The 23,992-nt window shown below is 55.0% G+C and carries 25 protein-coding genes; 17 read left to right on the forward strand and 8 right to left on the reverse strand.

Annotation, left to right across the window (positions count from 1 at the left end; all coding sequences use genetic code 11):
* Positions 1 to 43 precede the first annotated feature (43 nt).
* From R6U90_RS09265 to R6U90_RS09280, 4 genes are all read right to left on the reverse strand, one after another.
* Entirely contained in the window at positions 44 to 532 is a 489-nt protein-coding gene (locus R6U90_RS09265; protein WP_410352402.1) for a GNAT family N-acetyltransferase, read from the reverse strand.
* A gap of 23 nt (positions 533 to 555) precedes the next feature.
* The gene (gene hspQ / locus R6U90_RS09270) at positions 556 to 870 is read right to left on the reverse strand and encodes a heat shock protein HspQ (protein WP_410352445.1); all 315 of its coding nucleotides are present in this window, start codon (positions 868 to 870) and stop codon (positions 556 to 558) included.
* A gap of 152 nt (positions 871 to 1,022) precedes the next feature.
* Complete coding sequence (locus R6U90_RS09275) at positions 1,023 to 1,685, reverse strand: site-2 protease family protein (RefSeq protein WP_410352403.1); 663 nt, start codon at positions 1,683 to 1,685, stop codon at positions 1,023 to 1,025.
* A 94-nt stretch (positions 1,686 to 1,779) separates the two neighbouring features.
* On the reverse strand, positions 1,780 to 2,145 hold the full coding sequence (locus R6U90_RS09280; RefSeq protein WP_410352404.1) for a hypothetical protein: 366 nt from the start codon (positions 2,143 to 2,145) through the stop codon (positions 1,780 to 1,782).
* A 202-nt stretch (positions 2,146 to 2,347) separates the two neighbouring features.
* Here R6U90_RS09280 and R6U90_RS09285 point away from each other — a divergent pair, with 202 nt between their 5' ends.
* The 10 genes from R6U90_RS09285 to R6U90_RS09330 all read left to right on the forward strand — a co-directional run bounded on the left by R6U90_RS09285 (position 2,348) and on the right by R6U90_RS09330 (position 12,818).
* Positions 2,348 to 3,442, forward strand: a complete 1,095-nt coding sequence (locus tag R6U90_RS09285) for an MBL fold metallo-hydrolase (RefSeq protein ID WP_410352405.1) — start codon at positions 2,348 to 2,350, stop codon at positions 3,440 to 3,442.
* A gap of 12 nt (positions 3,443 to 3,454) precedes the next feature.
* Entirely contained in the window at positions 3,455 to 4,408 is a 954-nt protein-coding gene (locus R6U90_RS09290; RefSeq protein ID WP_410352406.1) for an acetyltransferase, read from the forward strand.
* Positions 4,409 to 4,526: 118 nt separating this feature from the next.
* Positions 4,527 to 5,732: a methionine adenosyltransferase gene (locus tag R6U90_RS09295; RefSeq protein ID WP_410352407.1), complete on the forward strand. Its 1,206-nt coding sequence runs from the start codon at positions 4,527 to 4,529 to the stop codon at positions 5,730 to 5,732.
* A 19-nt stretch (positions 5,733 to 5,751) separates the two neighbouring features.
* Complete coding sequence (locus R6U90_RS09300; RefSeq protein WP_410352408.1) at positions 5,752 to 6,693, forward strand: aldo/keto reductase; 942 nt, start codon at positions 5,752 to 5,754, stop codon at positions 6,691 to 6,693.
* Positions 6,694 to 7,143: 450 nt separating this feature from the next.
* Positions 7,144 to 9,471 carry a Tex family protein gene (locus R6U90_RS09305; protein ID WP_410352409.1) on the forward strand — a complete coding sequence of 776 codons (2,328 nt, stop codon included), beginning with the start codon at positions 7,144 to 7,146 and terminating at the stop codon, positions 9,469 to 9,471.
* Between the two features lie 99 nt (positions 9,472 to 9,570).
* On the forward strand, positions 9,571 to 10,500 hold the full coding sequence (locus R6U90_RS09310; protein WP_410352410.1) for a DnaJ C-terminal domain-containing protein: 930 nt from the start codon (positions 9,571 to 9,573) through the stop codon (positions 10,498 to 10,500).
* Between the two features lie 3 nt (positions 10,501 to 10,503).
* Positions 10,504 to 10,821 (forward strand): chaperone modulator CbpM, encoded by a 318-nt coding sequence (locus tag R6U90_RS09315; RefSeq protein ID WP_410352411.1) that lies wholly within the window; start codon positions 10,504 to 10,506, stop codon positions 10,819 to 10,821.
* A 20-nt stretch (positions 10,822 to 10,841) separates the two neighbouring features.
* On the forward strand, positions 10,842 to 11,804 hold the full coding sequence (locus R6U90_RS09320) for a PDC sensor domain-containing protein (RefSeq protein ID WP_410352412.1): 963 nt from the start codon (positions 10,842 to 10,844) through the stop codon (positions 11,802 to 11,804).
* A 94-nt stretch (positions 11,805 to 11,898) separates the two neighbouring features.
* Positions 11,899 to 12,195 carry a hypothetical protein gene (locus tag R6U90_RS09325; RefSeq protein ID WP_410352413.1) on the forward strand — a complete coding sequence of 99 codons (297 nt, stop codon included), beginning with the start codon at positions 11,899 to 11,901 and terminating at the stop codon, positions 12,193 to 12,195.
* A gap of 20 nt (positions 12,196 to 12,215) precedes the next feature.
* Positions 12,216 to 12,818, forward strand: a complete 603-nt coding sequence (locus tag R6U90_RS09330; RefSeq protein ID WP_410352414.1) for a DNA-J related domain-containing protein — start codon at positions 12,216 to 12,218, stop codon at positions 12,816 to 12,818.
* Positions 12,819 to 12,929: 111 nt separating this feature from the next.
* Here R6U90_RS09330 and R6U90_RS09335 read toward each other — a convergent pair whose 3' ends face one another.
* Complete coding sequence (locus R6U90_RS09335; protein ID WP_410352415.1) at positions 12,930 to 13,682, reverse strand: slipin family protein; 753 nt, start codon at positions 13,680 to 13,682, stop codon at positions 12,930 to 12,932.
* 1 nt (position 13,683) lies between these two features.
* Positions 13,684 to 15,054, reverse strand: coding sequence for an NfeD family protein (locus tag R6U90_RS09340; RefSeq protein ID WP_410352416.1), 1,371 nt, complete (start codon positions 15,052 to 15,054; stop codon positions 13,684 to 13,686).
* A gap of 85 nt (positions 15,055 to 15,139) precedes the next feature.
* Between R6U90_RS09340 and R6U90_RS09345 the strand changes: the two genes are divergently transcribed.
* On the forward strand, positions 15,140 to 15,553 hold the full coding sequence (locus R6U90_RS09345) for a hypothetical protein (RefSeq protein WP_410352417.1): 414 nt from the start codon (positions 15,140 to 15,142) through the stop codon (positions 15,551 to 15,553).
* A 74-nt stretch (positions 15,554 to 15,627) separates the two neighbouring features.
* On the opposite strand, the gene rlmKL is transcribed toward R6U90_RS09345, so the two are convergent.
* A complete protein-coding gene (gene rlmKL / locus R6U90_RS09350; protein WP_410352418.1) occupies positions 15,628 to 17,814 on the reverse strand; it encodes a bifunctional 23S rRNA (guanine(2069)-N(7))-methyltransferase RlmK/23S rRNA (guanine(2445)-N(2))-methyltransferase RlmL in 2,187 nt (728 codons plus the stop codon).
* Between the two features lie 209 nt (positions 17,815 to 18,023).
* Here rlmKL and R6U90_RS09355 point away from each other — a divergent pair, with 209 nt between their 5' ends.
* From R6U90_RS09355 to R6U90_RS09370, 4 genes are all read left to right on the forward strand, one after another.
* Positions 18,024 to 18,455 (forward strand): hypothetical protein, encoded by a 432-nt coding sequence (locus R6U90_RS09355; protein ID WP_410352419.1) that lies wholly within the window; start codon positions 18,024 to 18,026, stop codon positions 18,453 to 18,455.
* Between the two features lie 133 nt (positions 18,456 to 18,588).
* The gene (locus R6U90_RS09360; RefSeq protein ID WP_410352420.1) at positions 18,589 to 19,062 is read left to right on the forward strand and encodes a hypothetical protein; all 474 of its coding nucleotides are present in this window, start codon (positions 18,589 to 18,591) and stop codon (positions 19,060 to 19,062) included.
* Between the two features lie 92 nt (positions 19,063 to 19,154).
* The gene (locus R6U90_RS09365) at positions 19,155 to 20,741 is read left to right on the forward strand and encodes a GNAT family N-acetyltransferase (RefSeq protein ID WP_410352421.1); all 1,587 of its coding nucleotides are present in this window, start codon (positions 19,155 to 19,157) and stop codon (positions 20,739 to 20,741) included.
* A 49-nt stretch (positions 20,742 to 20,790) separates the two neighbouring features.
* Positions 20,791 to 21,975 (forward strand): fatty acid desaturase, encoded by a 1,185-nt coding sequence (locus tag R6U90_RS09370; RefSeq protein WP_410352422.1) that lies wholly within the window; start codon positions 20,791 to 20,793, stop codon positions 21,973 to 21,975.
* A 193-nt stretch (positions 21,976 to 22,168) separates the two neighbouring features.
* On the opposite strand, the gene R6U90_RS09375 is transcribed toward R6U90_RS09370, so the two are convergent.
* Positions 22,169 to 23,206 carry a sodium:calcium antiporter gene (locus tag R6U90_RS09375; RefSeq protein WP_410352423.1) on the reverse strand — a complete coding sequence of 346 codons (1,038 nt, stop codon included), beginning with the start codon at positions 23,204 to 23,206 and terminating at the stop codon, positions 22,169 to 22,171.
* A 98-nt stretch (positions 23,207 to 23,304) separates the two neighbouring features.
* On the opposite strand from R6U90_RS09375, the gene R6U90_RS09380 reads away from it, so the two are divergent.
* Complete coding sequence (locus R6U90_RS09380; RefSeq protein ID WP_410352424.1) at positions 23,305 to 23,565, forward strand: GIY-YIG nuclease family protein; 261 nt, start codon at positions 23,305 to 23,307, stop codon at positions 23,563 to 23,565.
* Positions 23,562 to 23,984 (forward strand): HIT domain-containing protein, encoded by a 423-nt coding sequence (locus tag R6U90_RS09385; protein ID WP_410352425.1) that lies wholly within the window; start codon positions 23,562 to 23,564, stop codon positions 23,982 to 23,984. Before R6U90_RS09380 ends, R6U90_RS09385 begins: the two co-directional genes overlap by 4 nt.
* Positions 23,985 to 23,992: the final 8 nt, after the last annotated feature.

Here is a 23,992-nt window from a genome sequence, read left to right on the forward strand (position 1 = left end):
CGGCCGCACCGGCGACAGGTGCGAAAGCGGCATAATGCCGCTGCTACGGCGTAACGGTTTTCCAGTATCGGTATTGATAGTCACGCCCGGCATTTTGCGCTGCCAGGGCCTGCATGCCATGAGCCGCGAAAAATTCACCGGCAGCGCTCTGGGCGCGGACCAGCAAGCCATCGAGATGGCGCTCGCGTACCTGCTGTTCAGCATGCTGCAACAACCGACGGCCGATCCCCTGCTGCTGGTAATCGGGGTGGACGTAGAGCCCATGCACAAGCAAACCGCGTTGGCCGTCGGGCACGTCCCGCGGGTCGGCCGGCTCGAGTGCGAGGACGCCGACGATCGTGGAGGAAATAAATGCGACCCACAAATCCAGGTGTTCCAGATCGTGCGCATCGTAACGGTAGCTGGGCAGGGCCAGGCGTTTGACCCGTTCGGGCAGATCCCAGCTCATGACAGCGGCCTCGATAATGGCATTGAGTACCGGGAGATCGTGACTGCCGGCCTGACGTAATTGAGGCTCCTGCGGCGTTGTCATGACGTAATCAGACCCGTTCGGGTTCAGTTGAGTGCCTGACGGGGCTGGTAATTACTGCCGTTGAAATCACTGAAGTAGTTTTCCAGTGCCGGGTGATGAATCGGATCGCCGCTGTCGTCGGCTTCGAGATGGCGTTCGGCCACGTAGGTCATCTGGTCGGCGTTATCCACCAGTACATGATACCAGGGCTGGTCCCTGGGTGGCCGACTGCGGGCGATTTGCTCATACCACTCGTCACTGCCTTCGAAGATCGGATCGACATCCACGATGACGCCGCGATAGTCAAACTTCTGATGATGGACGACCTGACCGATGGTAAAGCGAGCCCGGGTGGTCATCTGCTCTGTCATAACATTCTCCTGTTAGATATCGGATAGTTCGCCTATCCGTAATGTGTTTGTACTCGTGATGGGGGCTGTAACACTGAAGACAAGGGGTTGAGTCGAAAACCGGGTTGGCAAACGGTATCTGTACCGGGTAATGGCCGGTTTTAACCAAAACCGACGAGCTGGCGAATCAGCCCCAGTGTGGCGGCGATCAGCGGGGTCATAATGCGCCACAGCAGGCCGGTCAACAGCAATACCAGCAGGATGGGGATACCGAAGGGTTCCACACGGCTCAGCGCCTGTCCCAGCGGGGGCGGTAACAGACTGGTCGCAATACGTCCGCCGTCGGTCGGTGGCAGGGGAATCAGGTTCAGTACCATCAACAGAATGTTAATGAACATGCCGAACATCCCCATGTACATCAAGGGCATAGCAACGGTTTCCAGACCTGCCGGCAACAGACTGGCGAGTTTGCCAATAATGCCCCAGCCAATGGCCATGAGAAAATTGGCGCCAGGACCGGCGGCTGCGACCCAGGCGCTGTCACGACGGGGATGACGCAGGTTGTCCCAGTTGATCGGGACAGGTTTGGCCCAGCCAAATGCAAAACCGACAGTCAGGATCAGGATCAGCGGCACCAGCACGGTACCGACCGGATCGATATGCTTCAAGGGGTTAAGCGTCAGCCGGCCCAGCCTGGCCGCAGTTGGATCACCCCGTCGGTTGGCCATCCAGCCGTGTGCCACTTCATGTACCACGATACCGAACAGGGTCGGCAGAATAGCGATGGCAATGATTTGTGCGGTACTGAGTTCATGATCAAACATACGGATAAACAAACATTAAACAGGGCGGATTCACACTATACTATATAAAGTGGATGGGTCGTGAACGGCTCCTCCGACGCGATCGTGGCAAGACTCAGTGGGGCGGGGTCGCTTCACCGGTGGACTGTTCGTTTGCCTGTTGTTGCAGCTGTTCCCGGTATTTGCGTGTCAGCGCCAGAAACCGGGGAGTGAGACCAACGTCCTCATAGATCGGATCGCCGTATTCATCCTCGCTAATGACTTTCTCACCGGGAACATAAGGCAGTGCCGCTTCCAGTTCATCGAGGGCGCTGGTCAGCAGATCGAGCAATAGCTGTTCCCGGGTACGGCCCGGATACATTTCCTGCAGGGCCAGAAGCCGCGCTGCTTCTTCCAGGGGCAGGTCAAGGATGATGCGGGTTACCGGTTCCTCGTGGCGGGCGCTGCCCGCCCATTCATTGAGTAGTTGTTTTATCTGCATGGGCACTCCTGCTGCAACGGGGTCTCTGGTAACAGCATAGAACATCCCGGGACAAATGGCAGTCTTGCTGGTGTACGGGTAAGTTATGCCGGTTATATCTTCGCTGGCGTCCTCTTCAGGAACATGGCATGGACTGCCACCCCTTGTTACACTTGAAGTTATCAGGTAAATCTGTCAATCAATTCATACATGGGTGGCGATTATGTCCAGGAGCTTCTACAGGATATTTCAGGCGTTCGTCTGGCTGGGGCTGACGCCGGGATTCTTTGTCCTCGCAATGGCCTCGGCGCTCAATGGTCAACAGGTCAATCCGGCGGCGTTCGACAACGAATGGGTCCTGCCCGCTAACGTAATCGATACTGATGTGTTACCTCGCTTTTCACTGCGGGAAAAGAATGCCGCAAACAAACCACTGCCGATGTATCAGTTGAGTGATAATACCTATTTTTTGTTTGGCACAATCTCGACGCTCAACAAGGATAACCGGGGCTGGAACGGCAATGCCGGTTTCATCGTAACTGATGAAGGGGTGGTGGTGATCGATGCGCTGGGTACACCCCGACTGGGTGAGAGACTGATCAGTAGCGTGCGTAGTGTGACGGATAAACCGATCCGGTACCTGATTATTACCCATAATCATCCCGACCATGCATATGGAGCAGCTGCCTTTCAAAAACTCGAGGGCGTCACCATCATCGGTCATCCCGGTACCCGAGAGTACAACAATTCCACGACCCTGGAAGAATCTGTCGCCTATAGGCGTGATCTTTTGCCCGAAGATATGCAGGGCTTTGAGCCAGTGCAACCGGATATGTATGTTGAAAAAGAGCGATTTTCAAAAGTTGTGATCGAGTCAGGTGGTCAGCGTTTTCAAATCTATAACACCGGGCACCACCATTCTTATGGTGATCTGGTGGTTTATCAGCCGGAGCAGGAGATACTCTGGATTTCCGATCTGGCGTTCAATCAACGCACCACTTATATGGGAGATGGTGATAGCAAACAGATACTGGAAGGTCATGAATGGTTGATGAACAATTTTTCCGACGTGCAACTGATGGTGCCGGGCCACGGCGGCCCGCAAACCAAGCCTTTCCCGATGGTTGGAAAGACTGACGAATATGTTACACGTCTGCGTCAAGAGATGCGCGAGGCTGTGGAACAGGGGGTGCCTATGCTTGAGGCGGTTGAGTCAAGCCATTTCGAGGACTGGGAAGATACGCGGCTATATGAAGAAAATCATCGTGCCAATGCCAATTATCTCTACCGTGAAATGGAAAATGCCTTTTTTAAATAAAGCAGAAAACGTATGAGTTATGTTGATGTTTTCAATGGTGACGCTGACGGTATTTGTGCTTTGCACCAGCTTCGCCTGGCCAGTCCACAGAAAAGCCAGCTGGTCACCGGCATCAAACGGGACGTCAGCCTGTTGCAAAAGGTGCAGGCCGGTAGCGGGGATGAAGTGAACGTACTGGATATTTCACTGGATAAAAACCGTGATGATCTGCACCGGCTGCTGGAAGCCGGTGCCCGGGTACGTTATTTCGATCATCATTACGCCGGGGAAATTCCGCAGCATGCGGCACTGGAAACACATATTGATACTGACGCCAACGTATGCACCAGTCTGCTGGTCAGCCGTTATCTGGATAGTGCATATCTGGCCTGGGCAGTGACTGCGGCATTTGGCGATAACCTGTACAGCGCCGCACAACAGGCGGCTGTTCCGCTCGATTTAAGTTCCGAAAAATCGGAACAACTTAAACTGCTGGGTACCTGTCTTAACTATAACGGTTATGGATCGAGTCTTGATGATCTGATTTATCATCCGGATGCCCTGTATCGATTGCTGGCGCCATATTCCGACCCGTTTTCCTTTATTCATGAAGAGCCAGGTTATGCGAAATTGCAGCAAGCCTATCACACAGATTTCGACCGGGTGACGGCAATTACGCCGGATTATGTAGATGACGGACATGCCCTGTATGTACTCCCCGATGCCCGCTGGGCGAGGCGGGTCAGTGGTGTCTATGCCAACCAGCTGGCACAACAGAATCCGCAGCGGGCCCATGCCTTGTTGACGAACCGTCCGGGAGGGGGTTATGTGGTCAGTGTGCGTGCGCCCATGAATAACCTGAAGGGAGCCGACGAACTCTGTCGGCAGTTTGAAACCGGGGGTGGACGTCAGGCCGCGGCGGGCATCAATCATTTGCCGACAGAGGACTATGATAGATTTGTCGCGGCATTCAGGGTTGCTTTCTGAATCATCGCATTTGTTGAGCGGGCTCCGTTCACGTGGCGCTCCGTAGACGAGGATACATTATGCTTAACACAGCGTTCGGGTATCCGGAGCTTATGTTCAAGGCTACGCGAGAGGAATCATGGTTGATACACTGATCTCGGCACATCCAAATCTGGACCCGGACGGTTCTGCGGTGGAGGTCGTTGAGCGCAAGGGGCTTGGACATCCCGATACGATTTGCGATGCTCTGGCCGAGAACCTCAGCCTGGCCTTGTGTCGCTATTACCGGGATCAGTTTGGATTGATCCTGCATCACAATGTTGACAAGGCATTATTGTGGGGCGGCGAATCCAATCCGGCATTCGGGGGTGGCGAGATCATCAGGCCGATGGAGATCTTCCTGGCCGGGCGCGCGACATCCTGTTATAAAGACGTTGATATCCCGATTGGTGAGCTGGTCGAAGAGACAGTGCATCGCTGGTTGCAAAATAATCTGCACGCCTTGCAGGAGACGCCCGCACCGGTGGTGCATCACCTGGTTCGCCATGGCTCACAGGATCTGGTGGAACTCTATGAGCGCCAGCAACGTACCGGTATTGCCCTGGCCAATGATACCTCCTGCGGCGTCGGTTATGCCCCGCTCGATGAACTTGAGAAAATTGTATATACCACCGAACAGCAGCTGAATGCACCACAGGTAAAGCAGCGTTATCCGGTTATTGGCGAGGACATCAAGGTGATGGGTGTGCGTCGTGCCGGTTCGATTGAACTGACCGTTGCCTGTGCCATGGTGGATCGGTATGTGCGTGATGCCGATGACTATATGACACACAAACAGCAGATAGTCGAACTGGTGCAACAGCAAACAGCAGGAATGACCGATCTTTCCTTGCAGGTTAATCTGAATACCGCCGATGTTCCTGAACAGGGCAGTTTCTATCTCACGGTGACAGGCACCTCGGCAGAAGCCGGTGATGATGGCGAGGTTGGCCGGGGGAATCGCACCAACGGCCTGATTACACCCTATCGCCCCATGAACATGGAAGCAGCCGCCGGCAAAAATCCGGTAACCCATGTTGGCAAATTATATAATCTTACCGCACAACGCCTGGCAGCAGATCTGGTCAGGGAGTTAACCGGGGTACTGGCGGCCCAGTGTTTTCTGGTCAGCCGCATTGGCCAGCCGGTTCGTGAACCATGGGTTGTGGAAGTGCGTCTGCAACTGGCTGACGGGGCCGAACTGGAACCACTCCGCTCCCGGGTGGATGCCATCGCCCGCTCCCGGCTGGAACAGATCGATCAACTGCAGGACGAGTTATTACACGCCGTAATTCCGGTTTATTAAACCCACGAGCAAACGAATCATGTCGAAGCGAGGTCGGTATATTTCCCTGAGTCGGCGACACCTGTTGCAGCAGGCCCTGGCTCTGGCCCTGAGTCTGAATCTACCGCGTACCGGTTGGGCTGACAAGCCAAAAAAAATTCTCAGGCAGATTCCATCCAGTGGCGAAACTCTCCCGGCCATCGGCATGGGAACATGGCTCACCTTTGGTATCGATCTCGATGATCGCGCCGCGTTGCGTACTCGTACGGCCATTCTCAAAACCTTCTTTGATCTGGGCGGGGAGGTTATCGATTCCTCGCCCATGTACGGCACGGCGGAAGAAGTTCTCGGTGAATGTCTGAAAAAGCTGGAAGCGACGCCCGCCCTGTTCGCTGCCACCAAGGTCTGGACTTCGGGCTGGCGTGCCGGTGTGCGGCAGATGGAGCGTTCCGGACTGTTATGGGACGTAGAACGGTTCGATCTGATGCAGGTGCATAATCTGCTTGATTGGGAGACGCACCTGGCGACGCTCAAGGAGTGGAAAGCGGCGGGACGAATCCGGTATCTGGGTGTAACCACGTCGCACGGACGGCGCCATGCAGAACTGTCCCGGATCATGGAAACGGAACCGCTCGATTTTGTGCAGCTGACCTACAATCTGCTGGATCGGGAGGCAGAGCAACGTCTCTTGCCGCAGGCAAAGGAGCGCGGCATTGCTGTGCTGGTCAACCGACCGTTTCAGGGCGGCAGGTTGTTCAATCGTTTCGCATCACAATCATTACCAGGCTGGGCGTCGGCGATCGATTGTACGACCTGGGCCCAGTTTTTCCTCAAATTCATTATTTCGCATCCGGCTGTGACCTGCGCGATTCCGGCGACCTCGCAGGTGGAACATATGCGCGAGAACATGGGGGCCTGTTACGGGCGTTTGCCGGATGCAAAGCTGCGACAACGTATGCTCGAGTATGTTCGCGGTCTGTAATCGCCAATATTGGCAGCTATACCCCCGGCAGCAGGCTGTGACGGATTCGAACAGGACGTTCGCATGACGTTGTCTTCACTGTCGTTGCGTTTTAACTTGAATGGCACACGCGAGATGATGAGCTCTCTGGCATCCTCGATGTTACGCGGTTTGCCACCGGTAACAATACCTCCCCATAAGTGACGACATAATGAAACAGGCCCGACTTGTTATGTTTTCCGAAACGCTGCCCCGGCCAAGATTTTCTTCTGCTCTGCGGCTTCTCCTTATCGGGAATTGTGTTGCACCGGTATACGAGGATAGATCAGAGACGGACCACTTCAAGCCATTTGCGTCTTGCAGCTAGCGTGTTTGCAGGATCAAATCAAGCCGATTTAAAAACCTGCCCCGGCGATGGCTTTGTTAAGATCCGGACTCTGTTTTGAATCAAATTTTCAGGTTGTTTACTGTATGAACATTATTCAACGACTTGCCGAAGAACTTGGCGTCAGGCCGGTTCAGGTCGAGGCTACGGTGCGTTTGCTGGACGATGGGGCGACCGTGCCGTTCATTGCCCGTTATCGCAAGGAGGCTACAGCCGGTCTTGATGATACCCAGTTGCGTCAGCTCGATGAGCGGCTGGGCTATTTACGGGAGCTCGAGGACCGTCGTACCAGCGTGATCGAATCGATTCGCGAGCAGGGCAAGCTGACCGGGGAACTGCAAACAGCTCTGGCGGAAGCCGAGACCAAGACCCGGCTGGAAGATCTTTACGCTCCATACAAACCCAAACGCCGGACCCGGGCGCAGATCGCCCGTGAAGCCGGGCTGGAACCCTTGCTCGATACGCTACTCGAGGATCCCAACCGGGATCCGTTGTCACTGGCCGGTGAGTACCTCAACCCCGATGTCGGGGTGGAGGAAGCCGACGCCGCGCTGGAAGGGGCCCGGCAGATATTCATGGAGCGCGCCGCCGAACAGGCCGATCTGGTCGGGCAACTGCGCGAGCGGCTCTGGGACAGGGGCCAGATGGTGGCCCGGGTAGCGCCCGGCGAGGAGCAAAAGGGAGCCAAGTTCTCTGACTACTTTGATTACAGTGAAGCGCTGAAAAAGATCCCCTCGCACCGGGCGCTGGCGTTGTTTCGCGGTCGTACCGAAGGCGTGTTGCGCCTGAAGTTAATGGTGCCCGCTCAGGATGATCTCGAGAATGTTGCCGCCATGGGGCTTTGCGATGCCATGGTAGCCAGCCATTTCGGGCTGCGCGATGCGGGCCGGGCCGCAGATGGCTGGTTACTGGAGTCAGCTCGCTGGGCCTGGCGGGTAAAGCTGTCGTTGCAGATGGAAAGTGAACTGTTCATGCGCCTGCGCGAGAGCGCCGAGGAAGAGGCGATCCGCGTTTTCGGTGAAAACCTGCGTGATCTGCTGCTGGCCGCACCAGCCGGCACACGTACTACCATGGGGCTGGATCCCGGTCTGCGCACCGGCGTCAAAGTTGTGGTGGTGGATCAGACTGGCAAACTGGTCGCCTCGACCACGATTTTCCCGCATCCGCCCAAGAAGCAATGGCAGGCATCGATCGAGACTCTGGCCGGACTGATCCGGGAACATCAGGTGGCACTGATCAGCATCGGCAACGGCACCGCATCGCGGGAGACCGACAGGCTGGTGCAGGAGCTGGTGCGTCAGTATCCCCAGCCCGCCGTTCATTCGCTGATGGTCAGTGAAGCCGGCGCCTCGGTCTACTCGGCCTCGGAGCTGGCGGCCAGGGAGTTTCCCGAGCTGGATGTGTCCTATCGCGGCGCGGTCTCCATTGCCCGGCGCCTGCAGGATCCGCTGGCGGAGCTGGTCAAGATCGACGCCAAATCGATTGGTGTCGGCCAGTATCAACATGACGTCAACCAGGGCAAGCTGGCCCGCCAGCTCGAGGCCGTGGTGGAGGATTGTGTGAATGCCGTGGGGGTGGAAATCAATACCGCCTCGGCGCCGCTATTATCACAAGTGGCAGGATTGAGTGACTTGCTGGCGGCCAATATTGTCGCGCATCGGGAACAACACGGCGCATTCTCAGATCGCCAGCAGTTACTGGAGGTAGCGCGACTGGGCCCGCGGGCCTTTGAGCAGGCCGCCGGGTTTTTGCGGATTCGTGATGGCCGCAATCCGCTGGATGCCTCGGCGGTACATCCCGAAGCTTATCCGGTGGTCGAACGCATTCTGAAACATAATGGCCGGGAGATTCACTCGCTGATCGGCGACAGCCGTTTTCTTAACAGCCTGGCGGCCAATGACTACATCGACGAGCGGTTTGGCGAGCCCACGGTACGCGATATTATCGCCGAGCTGGACAAGCCGGGGCGGGATCCCCGCCCCGAGTTCAAGACTGCCAGTTTCAAGGAAGGCGTGGAGACCCTCAAGGATCTGAAACCGGGTATGCTACTCGAAGGGGTGATCAGCAACGTGACCAACTTCGGGGCCTTTGTCGATATCGGCGTTCATCAGGATGGTCTGGTCCACATTTCGGCCCTGGCCGATCGTTTCGTGCGCGATCCGCGCGAAGTGGTCAGAGCCGGTCAGGTCGTCAAGGTCAAGGTGATGGAAGTGGACATTGCCCGTAACCGGGTGGGATTATCAATGCGCCTGACGGATGAGCCCGGCAAACCGGCGGGCGGGCCACGGGATAGTAATTCCCGCAGCAAGCCACGGACCAGTAAAAAGCCCGCCAAAACGGACAGGCAGCCGGCTGGCAAGCAGGCCAATACCACCATGGCCGCCGCGTTCGCCAAACTGAAGGAGTCTTCCTGAGGGGACAAGGTTGACGGTGAAGGATTGATGGCGGGGTTGCTTGAAATTTCACTTTGCACCCCCTAATCATAAGAAAGCTGTATTTAACGGGAGCCGAAGGTGGAATATAAGGATTATTATCAGATACTGGGCGTTGAGCGCGACGCCACACAGGATGAGATCAAACGCGCCTATCGCAAGTTGGCGCGTAAGTATCACCCTGATGTCAGCAAGGAAGCGGATGCCGAGGAGCGTTTCAAGGAGATGGCGGAAGCCTATGAAGTGCTCAAGGATCCCGAAAAGCGCGCCGCTTATGATCAGCTGGGCGCCAACTGGCAGGGTGGCCAGGATTTTCGGCCGCCGCCGGACTGGGATGCCGGATTTGAATTCAGCGGCAGGGGAGGCGCCGGCGCCGCATCCTTCAGCGACTTTTTTGAAACGCTGTTCGGCCAGCATGGCGGTATGGGCGACGCCGGCTTTCGCAGCCGCGGGGAAGATCATCATGCCCGGGTATTGATCGATGTGGAGGATGCTTTCCACGGTACGGTGCGTAATCTGACTCTGCAGGCGCCGGAAGTAGACCCGCAGGGGCATGTGCGGACCCGCGAACGCAGTTTGAACGTACGCATTCCCAGGGGAGTCTGTCAGGGGCAGCACATCCGTCTCGCGGGACAGGGTCATCCCGGTATGGGCGGCGGACAGTCCGGCGACCTGTATCTGGAAGTGGACTTCAAACCGCATCCGTTATATCGCGTCGAAGGCCGGGATATTTATCTGGATCTGCCACTGGCGCCCTGGGAAGCGGCGCTGGGGGCCCGGGTCAAGGTGCCGACGCCCGATGGTCAAGTGGATATGCGGATTCCGGCCAATTCCCAGAGCGGCAGCAAGTTGCGGCTCAAGGGCCGGGGTATCCCGGGCAAAACACCGGGCGATCTCTTTGTCACCTTGAAAATTATCCAGCCTCCGGCCGAGAGTGACAAGGCGAAGCACTTTTATCAGCAAATGGCCGAGGAATTCGACTTTAACCCGCGTGCCGGGATGGGAGTGTGAATCATGACGGGGCAGCAGGAACCGCTTTCCGGTATCATTCTCGATGAAACGACGACACTGACGCTGGATGATCTCAGTGGCGCCTGCCGGGTCGAACGTGACGCCATCGTGGCACTGGTCGAGGAGGGAATTGTTGAACCCTTCGACCTGGAAACGGCCGAGTGGCAATTTGTGGCCAGTCAGTTGCCTCGCGTGCGAGCCGCCATGCACCTGTATCATGACCTGGAGCTTAACCTTGCCGGCGTCGCCCTGGCACTGGAATTGCTGGATGAGGTCAGCGAATTACGCTCACGCCTGCGTCAGTTTGAATCATCTTTTTAATAACATCGTCGGAAAGTGTAGTGACTGATCCCAAAGCCGCTCTGAAAGAGAGCATTGTTCGTCAGCGCGAATCGCTGAGAAAATTACTGCAATACCCCCTGTATGAAATCGCCGAAGCCTGCAGCCGGGTATGGGGTGATCGCCGGGCGATAGATGCGGTATTGCAGGAGAAGCTGGACAGGGTACCTAACTGCAAGTATCTGTATGCAATGGATACAGATGCGGTCCAGATAAGCGACAATGTTTCACGCGAAGGGATTTTTGAAAATGATTTTGGCCGGGATCGCTCTGCACGCCCTTATATGTGCGAGGCGGTTCCCAGCTCTGGGTTTCTCTTGTCCGATGCCTATATCAGTTTGCGTGCCATGCGTCCCTCGTTAACAGCGATTCAGCTGGTGCGAAATGATGACGGCAAGGTTCTGGGTTTTCTTGGCGCTGATTTTGACCTGCGTGATCTTCCCTTGACCCGTGAACTTTACGAGGAGCCGCGTTACTGGCAACAAATCAAGGGCGATCCTTCGATTCGGGGTACGGTGTTTCACCAGTCACGCGTCGACAGTGAAATGGATAAGAAACTCGATACTGTTCTTTCCGTGGTAGAGGAGTTGATGACCAAGCATGGGGTGTATCATGTGATCCTCCATTTTTCCAGTAGCCGCGCGATCATCTGGCAAATGGAAGACCCCTATCGTTACCGGCTGCTCGATATCGACTCACTAATTGATCCTGCTATCTGCCTTGCTTATCCACATCAGTCATATTCGGGTGAAGCGGCAGTTCCGGCTGACAAAATCAGCGAGGTGCTTGAGGCGTTTAAAGTTTTACGTTTTATGGACGAAACACTTTATTTACGTTCAGGAACACTGAATATATTCAATGGTCTTGTCGGTCTGACTTTTTCCTGCGATGGTTCTCACTATATTCCTTATGATGAATTTCTGGACAAGCAGCATGCTTTCTGGGATATAAGCGATAACACCTGAGCCCGATGTGCAGTAGGTTTCTGACTGCCTGTTTTTCATTCATTACGGTAATATGATGCAGTCGCTACTGAGTTTGAAAATAGACGGAAATATCGTGCTTGAGTTTGACCGCAATAGCCGCCTGCCTGGCCGGCAACGTGATTTTCTGAAGAAGATGGATGAGGATATGGATCGAGGTTTCCTGTTCGCTGGTGAACCTGTTTCGAGTCCGGATAAGCTGCAACGCGCCCGATACGTGGCTATGCATTTATTACAGGCATTTGATGAAAACAATCAATCCATGATCACTGCCACCTGCGCCTATCTGGTGCAGCGGCTTCCGGACCTCAATACTGTCGAGGTTGAACACGTGATGGGTGAAATACATCTGCAATTGATTCTGGATCGATAAAGCGGTTTTCCCGCCCGGTTATGTCAAAGCATTCTGCCCCTGTCCCATACCTTCTGCCCGGTAACTTTTACCAGGATATTGAGAAAATATTGACTCAAGCCCCTGACGGAATTGCTGAGTACGATCTTTTGCAGTTCCTGAAAGAGAGGGGCTATTTCAGTTTTTCCAACGAACGGCCGGCTCCCGTGCTTGAGCTGTTTCAGATGCACTTTCTGCTGTTTCATGCGTTGTATCATTTACAGCTCGATTGTTTGCGTCAGCAGCGTGCCGTGCTGGAAATATCCCCACTGAATATTCGCCTGCGCCCCTATGTTGCCGGGCACAGCGGCCTCACAAGCGCGGATCCACTACGTGATTATTATCTGGATATCAAAAATCTGGAGAATATGTCCGAAATAGAGGTGGCGGGATTGATCGAGTCATTCTGGCGTAACTTTGCTCGTTTTGACAGTCGGGCAGACGCCCTCGCGGAGCTGGGCCTGAACGATCCGGTGGAGGATGACGTGATTAAACAGACCTATCGGCGTCTGGCGATGCAGCATCACCCCGACAGAGGCGGTGAGGCCTGGCGCCTCCAGGCCATTAATGCCGCCTATGAGATGCTGTGCAAGCCCAAGCCCTGAAAGCGGGGTTTGGCAGGCCCGAGCAAAGGATGTTCACCGGGGTTACCGTGTTTGCCCGGGCATGCCTTGAATATGGCCTTGCAGGCTCGATAGCCTTCGGCCTGAGCGTGACTATTTCTTCAGGTTATTGGTCAGGGTTTCCAGCATGTCCATGGGCAGCGGGAAGACAATGGTATTGGTCTTGTCGTTGGCGATTTCTGTGAGTGTTTGCAGATAACGCAGTTGCAGGGCGGAACCCTGCCGCGCCAGAATTTCCGCCGCGTTGGACAGTTCGCTCGCTGCCTGGCGTTCGCCTTCGGCATGAATGATTTTGGCGCGCCGCACCCGTTCGGCTTCGGCCTGTTTAGCAATGGCGCGGATCATGCTCTCGTCGAGATCCACATGTTTGATTTCGACATTATTGACCTTGATGCCCCAGGCATCGGTTTGTGTATCCAGAATTTCCTGAATATCGGCATTCAGTTTGTCGCGCTCGGAGAGCATTTCATCCAGCTCATGTTGTCCCAGCACCGATCGCAGGGTTGTCTGGGCCAGCTGGCTGGTGGCCGAATAATAATCTTCCACCTGAATGATGGCCTTCTCCGGATCAACGACCCGAAAATAAACCACGGCATTGACGTGGACCGAGACGTTGTCCTGAGAAATGACATCCTGGCTGGGGACGTCCATTACGATAATCCGCAGATCCACCTTGACCATCTGCTGGATCAACGGGATAACGATAATGAAACCGGGGCCCTTGACCTTCCAGAAGCGCCCGAGAGTGAAAATCACACCACGCTCGTACTCGCGCAGAATGCGGATGGCGCTGAATAAAAACGCCACAACCAGAATGATAATAATATATAAAGTATAATCGCTCATGTTACTTCTCCTCGTTGGCCGGTTCACCCAGTGGTTCCACCTGCAGAGTCAGTCCATCGGCCGCAATCACCCGGACCCGTTGTCCCGGCTGTAGCGGTTGATCGCTGGTAGCCTGCCAGTGTTCGCTGTGAATAAAAATGGTGGCCCGGTGATCGCCGGCAGTGATCACCGTGCCGGTATCCGCCAGCAGTTGCTCCATACCGCTTGCGACCGGTCGTCGCCTTGCCTTGAGGGCCAGGCCAATGATTACGACAAACATCAGCATACTGCTGAGGGCAAATGCGGCAATGACGCCCGGGTTAATGCCGTAGCCGGGCGCACTGGTGTCGATCAATATGATGGAACCAAAGACAAAGGCGCTTAGCCCGCCAATACCGAGAATGCCGAAGCTGGGCTGATAGGCTTCGCCGATCATCAGGGCGATGCCCAGCAGCAGCAGCGCCATGCCGGCATAATTGAGCGGCAGTAACTGCAGGGCGTAAAGTCCGAGCAGCAGGCAAATAGCGCCGATGGTACCGGGAACAATGGCCCCGGGATTGGAGAATTCGAATATCAGCCCATAAATACCGATTAACATCAGGATATAGGCGATGTTGGGATTGGTGATCACGCTCAGCAAACGACTACGCCAGTCGGGCTCGGCGGTGTTAACATCCATCTCCAGTGTATTGAGGGTTACTGTCTGACCCAGTACTTCCAGTTCGCGTCCGTCGAGCTGCTTCAGCAGATCGGCCGTGCTGCGTGCGACCAGGTCGATGACGTTTTTCTCCAGGGCTTCGCCAGCAGACAGGCTGGCGGCCTGGCGAACCGCCTGTTCGGCCCACTCGGCATTGCGATTGCGTAATTTTGCCAGGCCCTGAATATAGGCCACAGCATCGTTGATGGCTTTGCGTTCGCTGGCTGATTGAGCGTCCCCGGCTTTGTCCGACTCGCTGTCGGGCTGTTTGTCCGGTTGGCCAGGTCCACCGAGTTTAACCGGAGTAGCGGCCCCCAGGTTGGTACCTGGCGCCATGGCGGCAACATGACTGGCGTAAAGAATGTACGTGCCGGCACTGGCGGCGCGTGAGCCGGTTGGTGCGATATACGTCACAACCGGAATCGGGGAATTGGTGATAGTTTTGATAATGCCGCGCATGGCGCTGTCGAGCCCGCCCGGCGTGTCCATACGAATGATTATCAGGCCAACCTGTTCACGTGGCGCACGTTCGATGGCCCGGATGATATAATCCTCCGTGGCCGGACCGATGACTTCCTCGACAGTCAGCTGCAATATGCTTCTGGTCGGGGTATTGTCGGTTGTCTGGGCCGCTATGGCGGAGGTGAAAATCAAACTGAAAGATAACAACAACAGTCGGGCGAATCTCAACGTCATGGGTATCGCTCATCAGGGCTTTCATCAAGCATAGTCGCTAGCGACGGGGTTTTCGAGCGTCGATTGACGCGTCAGGGGATAAGTTATGCGTTTCACTCTTTCTCAACACCGCAGGCTGTCAGGCCGGGCGCATGCCCCGGCTCAGTGTGGGTATTTTGTTGTACTGTTTTTGTTTCTGGGTGTATTGCCATCACTCCTGGTTGCTGATGAGCAAATCAGTCGGGAAACCTATGTCGCCCAGTCCTATGACGACCTGCTGGGACCCTGCAAGGATCCGGCCTTTGTTCGTTGTATCGGCTCCAGTGAAAAGCAATGCTTGCAGCAGGTCAACAGGCTGGTTGACCAGTGCAGTCGTCGGCTACCCGGTGTCATTACTACCCAGAACTTTGATAATTCAGCCGATGAATATGCCACTTGCGTGTTCAGTGGCTTGCAGGAAATCTTTGGTATGAATAGCGAGGAGATCGGCCAGTGTGAAAATCGTGCCGGTCTGCGCTGAACAGGTATTCCATACCAGCCACTTCGAAGCAAACCAAACCGGACCGGCCTCGGGAAGGCCGGTTCAGTTACAGTTTATTTCAGCGACAGAACCGGTTTGTGCCGGTGTCGAAATTCCCAGCAATGATGAATCTTGGGGTTGCGCTCAAAATCACGCGGCAGCGTTTCACGATGAATATCGGTTATCGCCAAAGCGACAAGAGCTGTTTCATCCAGTTTGAAGTTACGCAGATTGGTGGAAAACAGCAATATCCCGTCCTTGCGTAGCCGTTTCATGCACTGGCGGATGAGCCAGACGTGATCACGCTGGATATCCAGATTCGTCTGCATCCGCCTGGAGGTGGAGAAGCTGGGCGGATCGAGAAAGATCAGATCGTACTGCGGGGCTGTGACTTCCTGTTGCAGCCATTCCAGACAGTCGCGCTGGATAAAGCGATGCTCACTGTCGTTCAGCTCGTTGAGTTCCATATTGCGCCGCGCCCAGTCGAGATAGGTCTTTGACATATCGATCGTGGTGGTGCTGCGGGCACCGCCATGGGCGGCATAGACCGTGGCCGTGCCGGTATAGGCAAACAGATTAAGAAAATCGCCGTCCGTGGCCAGCTCACCGAGGCGGGCGCGAACCAGGCGGTGATCCAGAAACAGCCCGGTATCGAGATAATCCTCGAAATTGACCCAGAAACGACAACCGTTCTCCGTCACCGGATAAAAGTGGCGTTGCTCGGCCAGTTTCTCGTACTGGGCTGTGCCTTTTTGTCGCTGGCGCACCTTGAAAAAGAGTTGCTGCTCGTCGATCTGCAGCGTATCGAGAATCACGCCAAGTGCTTCCCGCAGCCGTTGCCGGGCTCTGGTGCTATCCACACTGCGCGGCGGTGCGTATTCCTGTACATGGACCCGACGCTGGTCCCCTTCGTAAACATCGATAGCCAGCGCGTATTCGGGCATGTCGGCATCATATAGCCGATAACAGTGAATATTCTCCCGTGCCAGCCAGCGTGACAGCTGTTTGAGATTTTTCTGCAGCCGGTTGGCCAGCATCCGGGCATTGTCGGTGAACTCGGCTGGCGTTAGCGGTCGGGGATAGCCGCGTGGACTGATATCGTGCTGTTTATCCACCGTGTAGTGAAACAGCTTGCATTCGATGGGGCCGTTATACAGGCTGTGGCGGCGCTGGCTGCGCAGTTGTAACTGGCCGGTCAGTTCCGGGTTGCCGGTGAACAGGGCCACCTGCCAGCCGGCAAACTGCTGTTTGAGCGCTTGGCCGAGCTGTTGATACACCCCGGGCAGATCGGAATCGCTACCCAGTCGTTCGCCGTAGGGAGGGTTCACGATGACCAGACCGGGTTTCAGTTCCGGGTCGGGCTGCAGTTGCTGCAGCGACTGGCAGTGCAGTTCGATGGCGTCCTCCAGTCCGGCGGCCTGGACATTTTGCCGGGCGCCGTCGATAGCCCGCTCATCAATGTCATAGCCGTGGATCGCCGGCAGTCGGGTCAGGCCCTGTTCGCGGCGCTGCTGCGCCTCGTCGTACAGCTTCTGCCACAGCGACGGATGATGCTGGCGCCAGCCGCTGAAACCCCAGTAACCTCGCAGCAACCCGGGGGCAATGTCCCCGGCGATCCAGGCGCCTTCGATCAACAGGGTGCCAGAACCACACATGGGGTCCAGTAGTGTCCCCTGTTCACAGGCAATCGTCGGCCAGCCGGCGCGCAACAGAATTGCCGCCGCCAGATTCTCTTTCAGCGGTGCCGCACCTCCGGCGCGTCGATAGCCACGACGGTGCAGTGAATCGCCGGAGAGATCCAGACTGACGCTGGCCTGGTTGCGCTGCACATAGACATTGATCCGCACGTCCGGCCAGCCGGTGTCGATCGACGGACGCTCGCCTTCTCGCTCGCGGAATTGATCCACCACCGCATCCTTGGCCTTGAGCGCACCATACTGACTGTGGGTGATGGTCGACTGGCTGCTCTGAAACTGGACAGCAAAGGTATCGGCGACCCCGAAATGGTCACGCCAGTCGATCTGTTGCACGCCCCGGTACAGGGCTTCGGGTGAATCGGCAGTGAAGCTGGCCAGTTCCAGCAGGACCCGATTGGCCACCCGGCTCCACAGACAGACCCGGTAAGCCTCTTCGAGTGTGCCGCGGAAACTGACTCCGCCTCGGGTTTCCTGTGCCTGGTCAATGCCCAGGGCGTGCAGCTCTTCGGCCAGGAGCGATTCCAGGTGCAGTGGGGCGGTGACAAACAGAGCGTAATCGGACATGATGGGTTAAACCGCTGAAAAGCGGGTAGTTTACCCTTTAATGCCCGGTTGCGGGCAGTCCCGGAAGGTTTGCGAGAAATTTATTTTGCCGGGAATTTGTGCACAGCACACAGCTCGAGGCTGGTATTCAGGAGTGGCTTTGTTATGATGAAGACACTCGTCCGGACTGGATAGCAAAAACGAAGTTTTCGACTGTTCTGACACCTATTATGGAATTTTACGCGACTGCCCGCCTGCCATTTACCCCGAACGAACTGCAACGTTATTTGCGTATCGATAACCTGCCATTATGGTGTGCCTCGATCGAGACGGTGTTGTCCCATCAGGGTGACCGGGGGCGCATTTATTGCCTCTGGGGCGAATTTGCCATCCACCAGGAAATCCTGCGCGACGGCGTGCGTTTTACCCTGCCGGGTTGCCCCAATGCTCTGCAATGGACCGTGACCGCCGAGGCGGACAGGCACTCCGGTCAGGTGGTGGTCCATTGCACAATCAACCGGCAACAGCACGAGCCCGAATTTGTCGAGTCGCTCGAACAGTTTGTGGCCGACTGGAAAGCCGGCCTGGAAGACTGGCAGGCTCGCCTGCAGGAGCTGGCCGCGGAGCGTGCGCCGGCCGAATGTGCCCCATGGTACGGCTAGCCTTGCAACGTTGCGATCAGAATTATCCACAAAAACCACCATGTGAGTGAATGCCATCACCGGCTTCCTCATGTTCTGTGACTGACGCAAGATGCTAGAATTTTTCAAGCAAAATCCAACAAGAGGCTCTGCTATGAACCGAATATTACCGCTAATGGTGCTGATCCTGAGCAGCTGGAGCGTTAGTGCCGCTGAACAGGCGCCATGGGGCAGGGCCGAGGCGCAGGAGTATGACTACCAGCCTCAAAAGGTTGTTTATGATGTGGCGGTATCGAGTTCCGGGGAGTTCGAGCAGATACTGGATCGGGCCAGTTATCTTAGTCAGGTCTATAATGCCGATCCGTTTGCTGCTTCGATCGTACTGGTTCTGCATGGCGACGAAATTTCCTTTTTCGGTATAAAGAACTATCTAAAGTACAAGGATCTGGTCACTCGTGCCCGGAGCCTGACAGTGGGCGATGTGATCGAGATTCGGATGTGCCGGATTGCCGCCCGGGGACATGGTTTCGAGCCGAAAGATATTCATGGGTTTGTCCAGATGGTCCCGATGGCCGATGCGGAAATTATCCGCTTGCAGAATGAAGAAGGCTATGCCTACATGCAGTAATCCGGTTTATCCGGAACAACACAGAGTTATTTGAATGAATTTTAGATTAACTTGCCGGTATAGTTTGACCGGCCCTGACAGGCACTGACACTATGGCGAAACAGGGTGGTTCAACTCCGTTTAAAAATCCACGCAGTCATCTGACAGTCCGTAATGCCACCAACCAGGATGTCCCGGCGATTGCCGCGTTGACTGACAGGGCATATCGCAGTAGCAGCGGCCAGTCAGGTTATTCGGAAGGCTCGATTCGCGGTCAGATCAATAATTATCCGGCGGGTCAATTCGTAGTGCTGGCGGATGACAAGGTAGTCGGCTACTGCGCCACGTTTCGTATTTCCGGCAAGGTGGCATTGCGACCGCATACATGGGCGGAAATTACCGGTAATGGTTATGCGTCCCGGCACGACCCCGAAGGCGAATGGCTTTACGGCATGGAAGTGGTGGTCGATCCCGAGTATCGCGGTTACCGGATCGGTAACCGCTTGTACAATGAACGCAAGAAACTCTGCGAATCATTGGGACTCAAGGGAATTGTGTTTGCCGGACGCCTGCCGACCCTGGCCAAACGCATCAAGCGGTTCAGCTCGGTCGAGGACTATGTCGAGCAGGTCAAACAGAAAAAATTGCGCGATCCGGTCCTGTCTTTCCAGTTGCGCAATGGTTTCGAGATTATCGGGATTATCGAGCACTATCTGGATTCCGATCGGGAATCGCTGGGTTATGCCGTGCACCTCGTCTGGCATAACCCCAAGGTGCCGCAGGAGGAGGAACAGGAACGCAGCAAGCGCTATGGCGAGCGATTGCCGGATACGGTACGCATCGGCACGGTGCAATACATGCAGCGCCGGGTGCGATCCTTCGATGAGTTCCTGGGCATAGTCGAATACTTTGTTGATGTGGTGGCCGACTATCAGGGCGACTTCGTGGTATTTCCGGAGATGTTCACCCTCCAGTTGCTGTCCATCGAAGATCAGCAGCTGCGTCCGTCCGAGTCGATTGAAGCTTTGACCAAGTATACGCCTCATTTTGTCGAAGCGTTGCGCGAGATGGCGCTGCGTTACAACATCAATATTATCGGCGGCTCTCATCCGACCCGGGTTGAGGGCGGCCGGGTGGAGAATATCTCCTATGTATTTTTGCGTGACGGACGGGTTCACGAGCAGGCCAAGATCCACCCCACGCCCAATGAGGTTTACTGGTGGAATATCGAGGGTGGCCGGGCAGTCAATGCCATCGAAACCGACTGCGGTCCGATAGGGGTGTTGATCTGCTACGACTCGGAATTCCCTGAACTGGGCCGGCACCTGGCGGACCAGGGGGTCCAGATTCTGTTCGTGCCGTTCTGCACGGATGAACGCCAGAGCTATCTGCGGGTACGTTATTGTTGCCAGGCCCGGGCGGTTGAAAACCAGTTTTATGTCGTTATGTCAGGTAATGTCGGGAACCTGCCGAATGTACATAACATGGATATTCAGTATGCTCAGAGCTGCATCCTGACGCCCTGTGATTTTCCCTTTGCGCGAGACGGGATTGCAGCCGATACCACTCCGAATGCAGAAACGGTCGCCATCGCTGATTTACGACCCGAAACCCTGCAGGTGGCGCGTAACAGTGGTACGGTCCAGAATCTGCATGATCGCCGTCACGACCTTTATAATGTCCAGTGGCGTGGAAAATGATCCTTTTTACTTCTATTTTTAAACGAACGCCGATTTAGCGAGAATATTAATGACGACTTATCTTGAAGGCCTCTGGTCCCTGACCCCCTGGCAACTGGTACTATGGACGCTGGTTGTGACTCATATCACTATTGCCAGTGTGACCATTTTCCTGCACCGGGCCCAGGCGCACAACAGCGTCAAACTGCACCCGATCATCAGTCATTTCTTCCGTTTCTGGTTGTGGCTCACCACCGGAATGGTGACCCGTCAGTGGGTGGCGATTCATCGCAAGCATCACGCCAAATGTGAAACCGAGGAGGATCCCCACAGTCCGCAGGTCAAGGGGATACGCAAGGTGCTGTTGCAGGGCAGCGAGCTGTATCGCGCCGAGGCGGCCAATCAGCAAACCTTGCAACAGTATGGCAAGGGTACCCCGGATGACTGGCTGGAACGCCAACTTTACACCCCCCATCCCTTTGCCGGCATCATGTTGCTACTGGTGATAAATGTGATTCTGTTCGGCCCTATCGGAATTACCATCTTTGCCGTGCAGATGCTCTGGAACCCGATCTGGGCGGCCGGCGTGATCAATGGCATCGGTCATTACTGGGGCTATCGTAATTATGAAACCCGCGATGCTTCGCGCAACATTGTTCCCTGGGGAATTCTGATCGGCGGGGAGGAGCTGCACAACAACCACCATGCACATGCGGTGTCAGCCAAACTGGCCAATAAGTGGTGGGAACTGGACATGGGCTGGGTCTATATTCGCCTGTTGAGCTTGCTGGGGCTGGCACGGGTTAGAACTGTTGCACCGCGCCCCCGTCGATTGCCTGACAAGTGCGCTCTGGATATGGAAACTCTGCGTGCGGTGATGCGTAACCGTTTCCATGTACTCAAGTTGTATGGTCGTCAGGTCGTGACCCCGGTCTTACAGTCGGAACGATATGAACTGGGCGTCAGTTACCGCCGGTTTTATCGGCGGTTGCGTAAATGGATGACGCGTGAAGATCTGAAACTCGACAGTCAGGACAACCGGATTTTAAATGAGGCGTTGAGTCAAAACCAGACTCTGGAAACGGTTTATCGCTATAAACAGCAACTCAAGGAACTGTGGGCCCGTTCGGCAGCCAGTTCTACCTTGCGTCTGCAATGGTTACAACAATGGTGCAGTGATGCAGAACACACGGGTATAGCGGCTCTGGAAGAGTTTGCCAGAGAACTTCGGGGTTACACCTTGTCCCCTCGATAATCCACACCGGGCCAGTTTCCTTGATTTAAAATATCGTCTGCCAGAGGTAAGCAGGCTGGCCAGCTTGATAACAAGCTATAGAAGGAATGTTGTCGGTTTTATATTTGTGCATTCTTTCCCGGAATATCTGTGAAACGGTTAAATGTATCCCCGCTGAATCTATCCTGAGTCTTGAAACACCGGTTGGCAGGTTTTATTGAAGCAGCAGCACCAGCAATCCCAGCAAATAGACTGTTATCAACAAAACACTCTCCCAGCCTATATTGCCCGGGCCATGACGTTCGCGGTGCAGCAACCCGACCATCAGTATACCGCTCATTATCAGCGTAATCGCCAGCCAGGTTGATTCTACCGACGTGATGGCCGCATAGATTGACCCTTCGCGGTAAGCAAAATCTGAAACAGCAATAAACAGGGTATCGAAGAGATTACCGCCGATGATATCGCCGACCGCGAGAGTCAATGACTTCATTCTCACTGCCGCTACGGCAATCACCAGTTCAGGTAATGAGGTAGAGATCGCAGTAAATACACCCCCGATCACCCCCTGGGATAAACCGGTTTGCTGACTGATTTGCATGCCGGTCTGGGCCAGGACCCAGCCTGCCGTGGCAACCATTGCAGCGTAAAAGGCAAACTGTAACCACAATTTTTCAATACCGGGGGCACGGCGAGATGGCTTGTTGGTCGATTCATGGCGGGTATCGCGAGTGTTTTTAGGTACCCACATCGGCATTTTGTGTGTTCTGGCAAGGATATGGATACTGAAAAGATAAAATATGATCAGTAGCGGACTGGCGGGATGAATTGCATAAATACTGATATGGGGTACCGTTGTTGCGAATAACAGGATACTCAATAATATAATGAGAAAGGCCGTCATCATCAGATTTTCTGCGGAAGCGGCGGCATGCTCCAGATTGGCCTTGCGATAAAACATGTCGGCAATGGCGAGAAACAACATCTGGGCAGCGATTCCGCCAAGCGCATTGCTGACCGACAATTCGGCATAGCCGTAGCTGGCCGTTGTAACGGAAGTCATAATACCCGACAGGGAAGTGGATGCGCCGATAAAGATGGTCCCCATCAGAGCCTCGCCCATACGGGTTCGGATTGCCAGCTGACGGGCGACATGGGTCATCCTGACACCGAATATCGCGATAACAACGGCGGCAGCCAGGAAAATCAGGATGCTAAATAACAGTGAGAATTGAAAGATGCCGGGTGTCATGATTTACTTCATAATTAGCAGCTCGGGTTAGCGATTGTTATAACACTTATTTGATTTTGCACAAAATGGTTAAAAATTCGAATGCCTGGTACGTTTATATGCTGCAATGCAGCGATAACAGTCTTTATACCGGTATCACAATCGATCCGGAACGTCGTATTCTCGAGCATAATCAGGACAATAAACTGGGTGCCCGGTATACGCGTGCCCGGCGCCCGGTCAAGCTGGTTTACCAGGAACCCTGCGCCAGCCGTTCGATGGCCGCGAAACGCGAAGCCGAAATCCGCAAACTGACTCGCCAGCAAAAGCTTGCGCTGGCAGAAGATTTTATAACAACGAATCAGGAGGTGGTTTCTTGAAGGGCCTTCACCCAACACTGCTGAAAGATTGTTTGCCGGTCGGAAAAATGGAACTGTGTCATCTGCTATTGATGGAGGATGCCAACTACCCCTGGTTTATCCTGGTTCCGGATCGCGACGATATAGAGGAGATTTATCAGCTGACTGCCGACGATCAACAACAATTGGTCAGGGAGTCCTCAAGACTGGGACAGGCCATTATGCGCGGATTTAACGGGGATAAACTCAATGTGGCCGCGCTGGGTAACGTGGTTCCGCAGCTGCATATCCATCATGTTGTGCGATACCAGGAGGATACGGCCTGGCCGGACCCGGTATGGGGTAAGGTGCTTGCCCGTCCCTATGATGATGAGTCACGCAAGCAAGTGATCTCGGTACTGAAACAGGAACTGGATGGCGATATCGAATACCGGGTGTAACACCGGGT

It is taken from the genome of Thiohalophilus sp., from assembly GCF_046483665.1.
Lineage (GTDB): Bacteria > Pseudomonadota > Gammaproteobacteria > UBA6429 > Thiohalophilaceae > Thiohalophilus.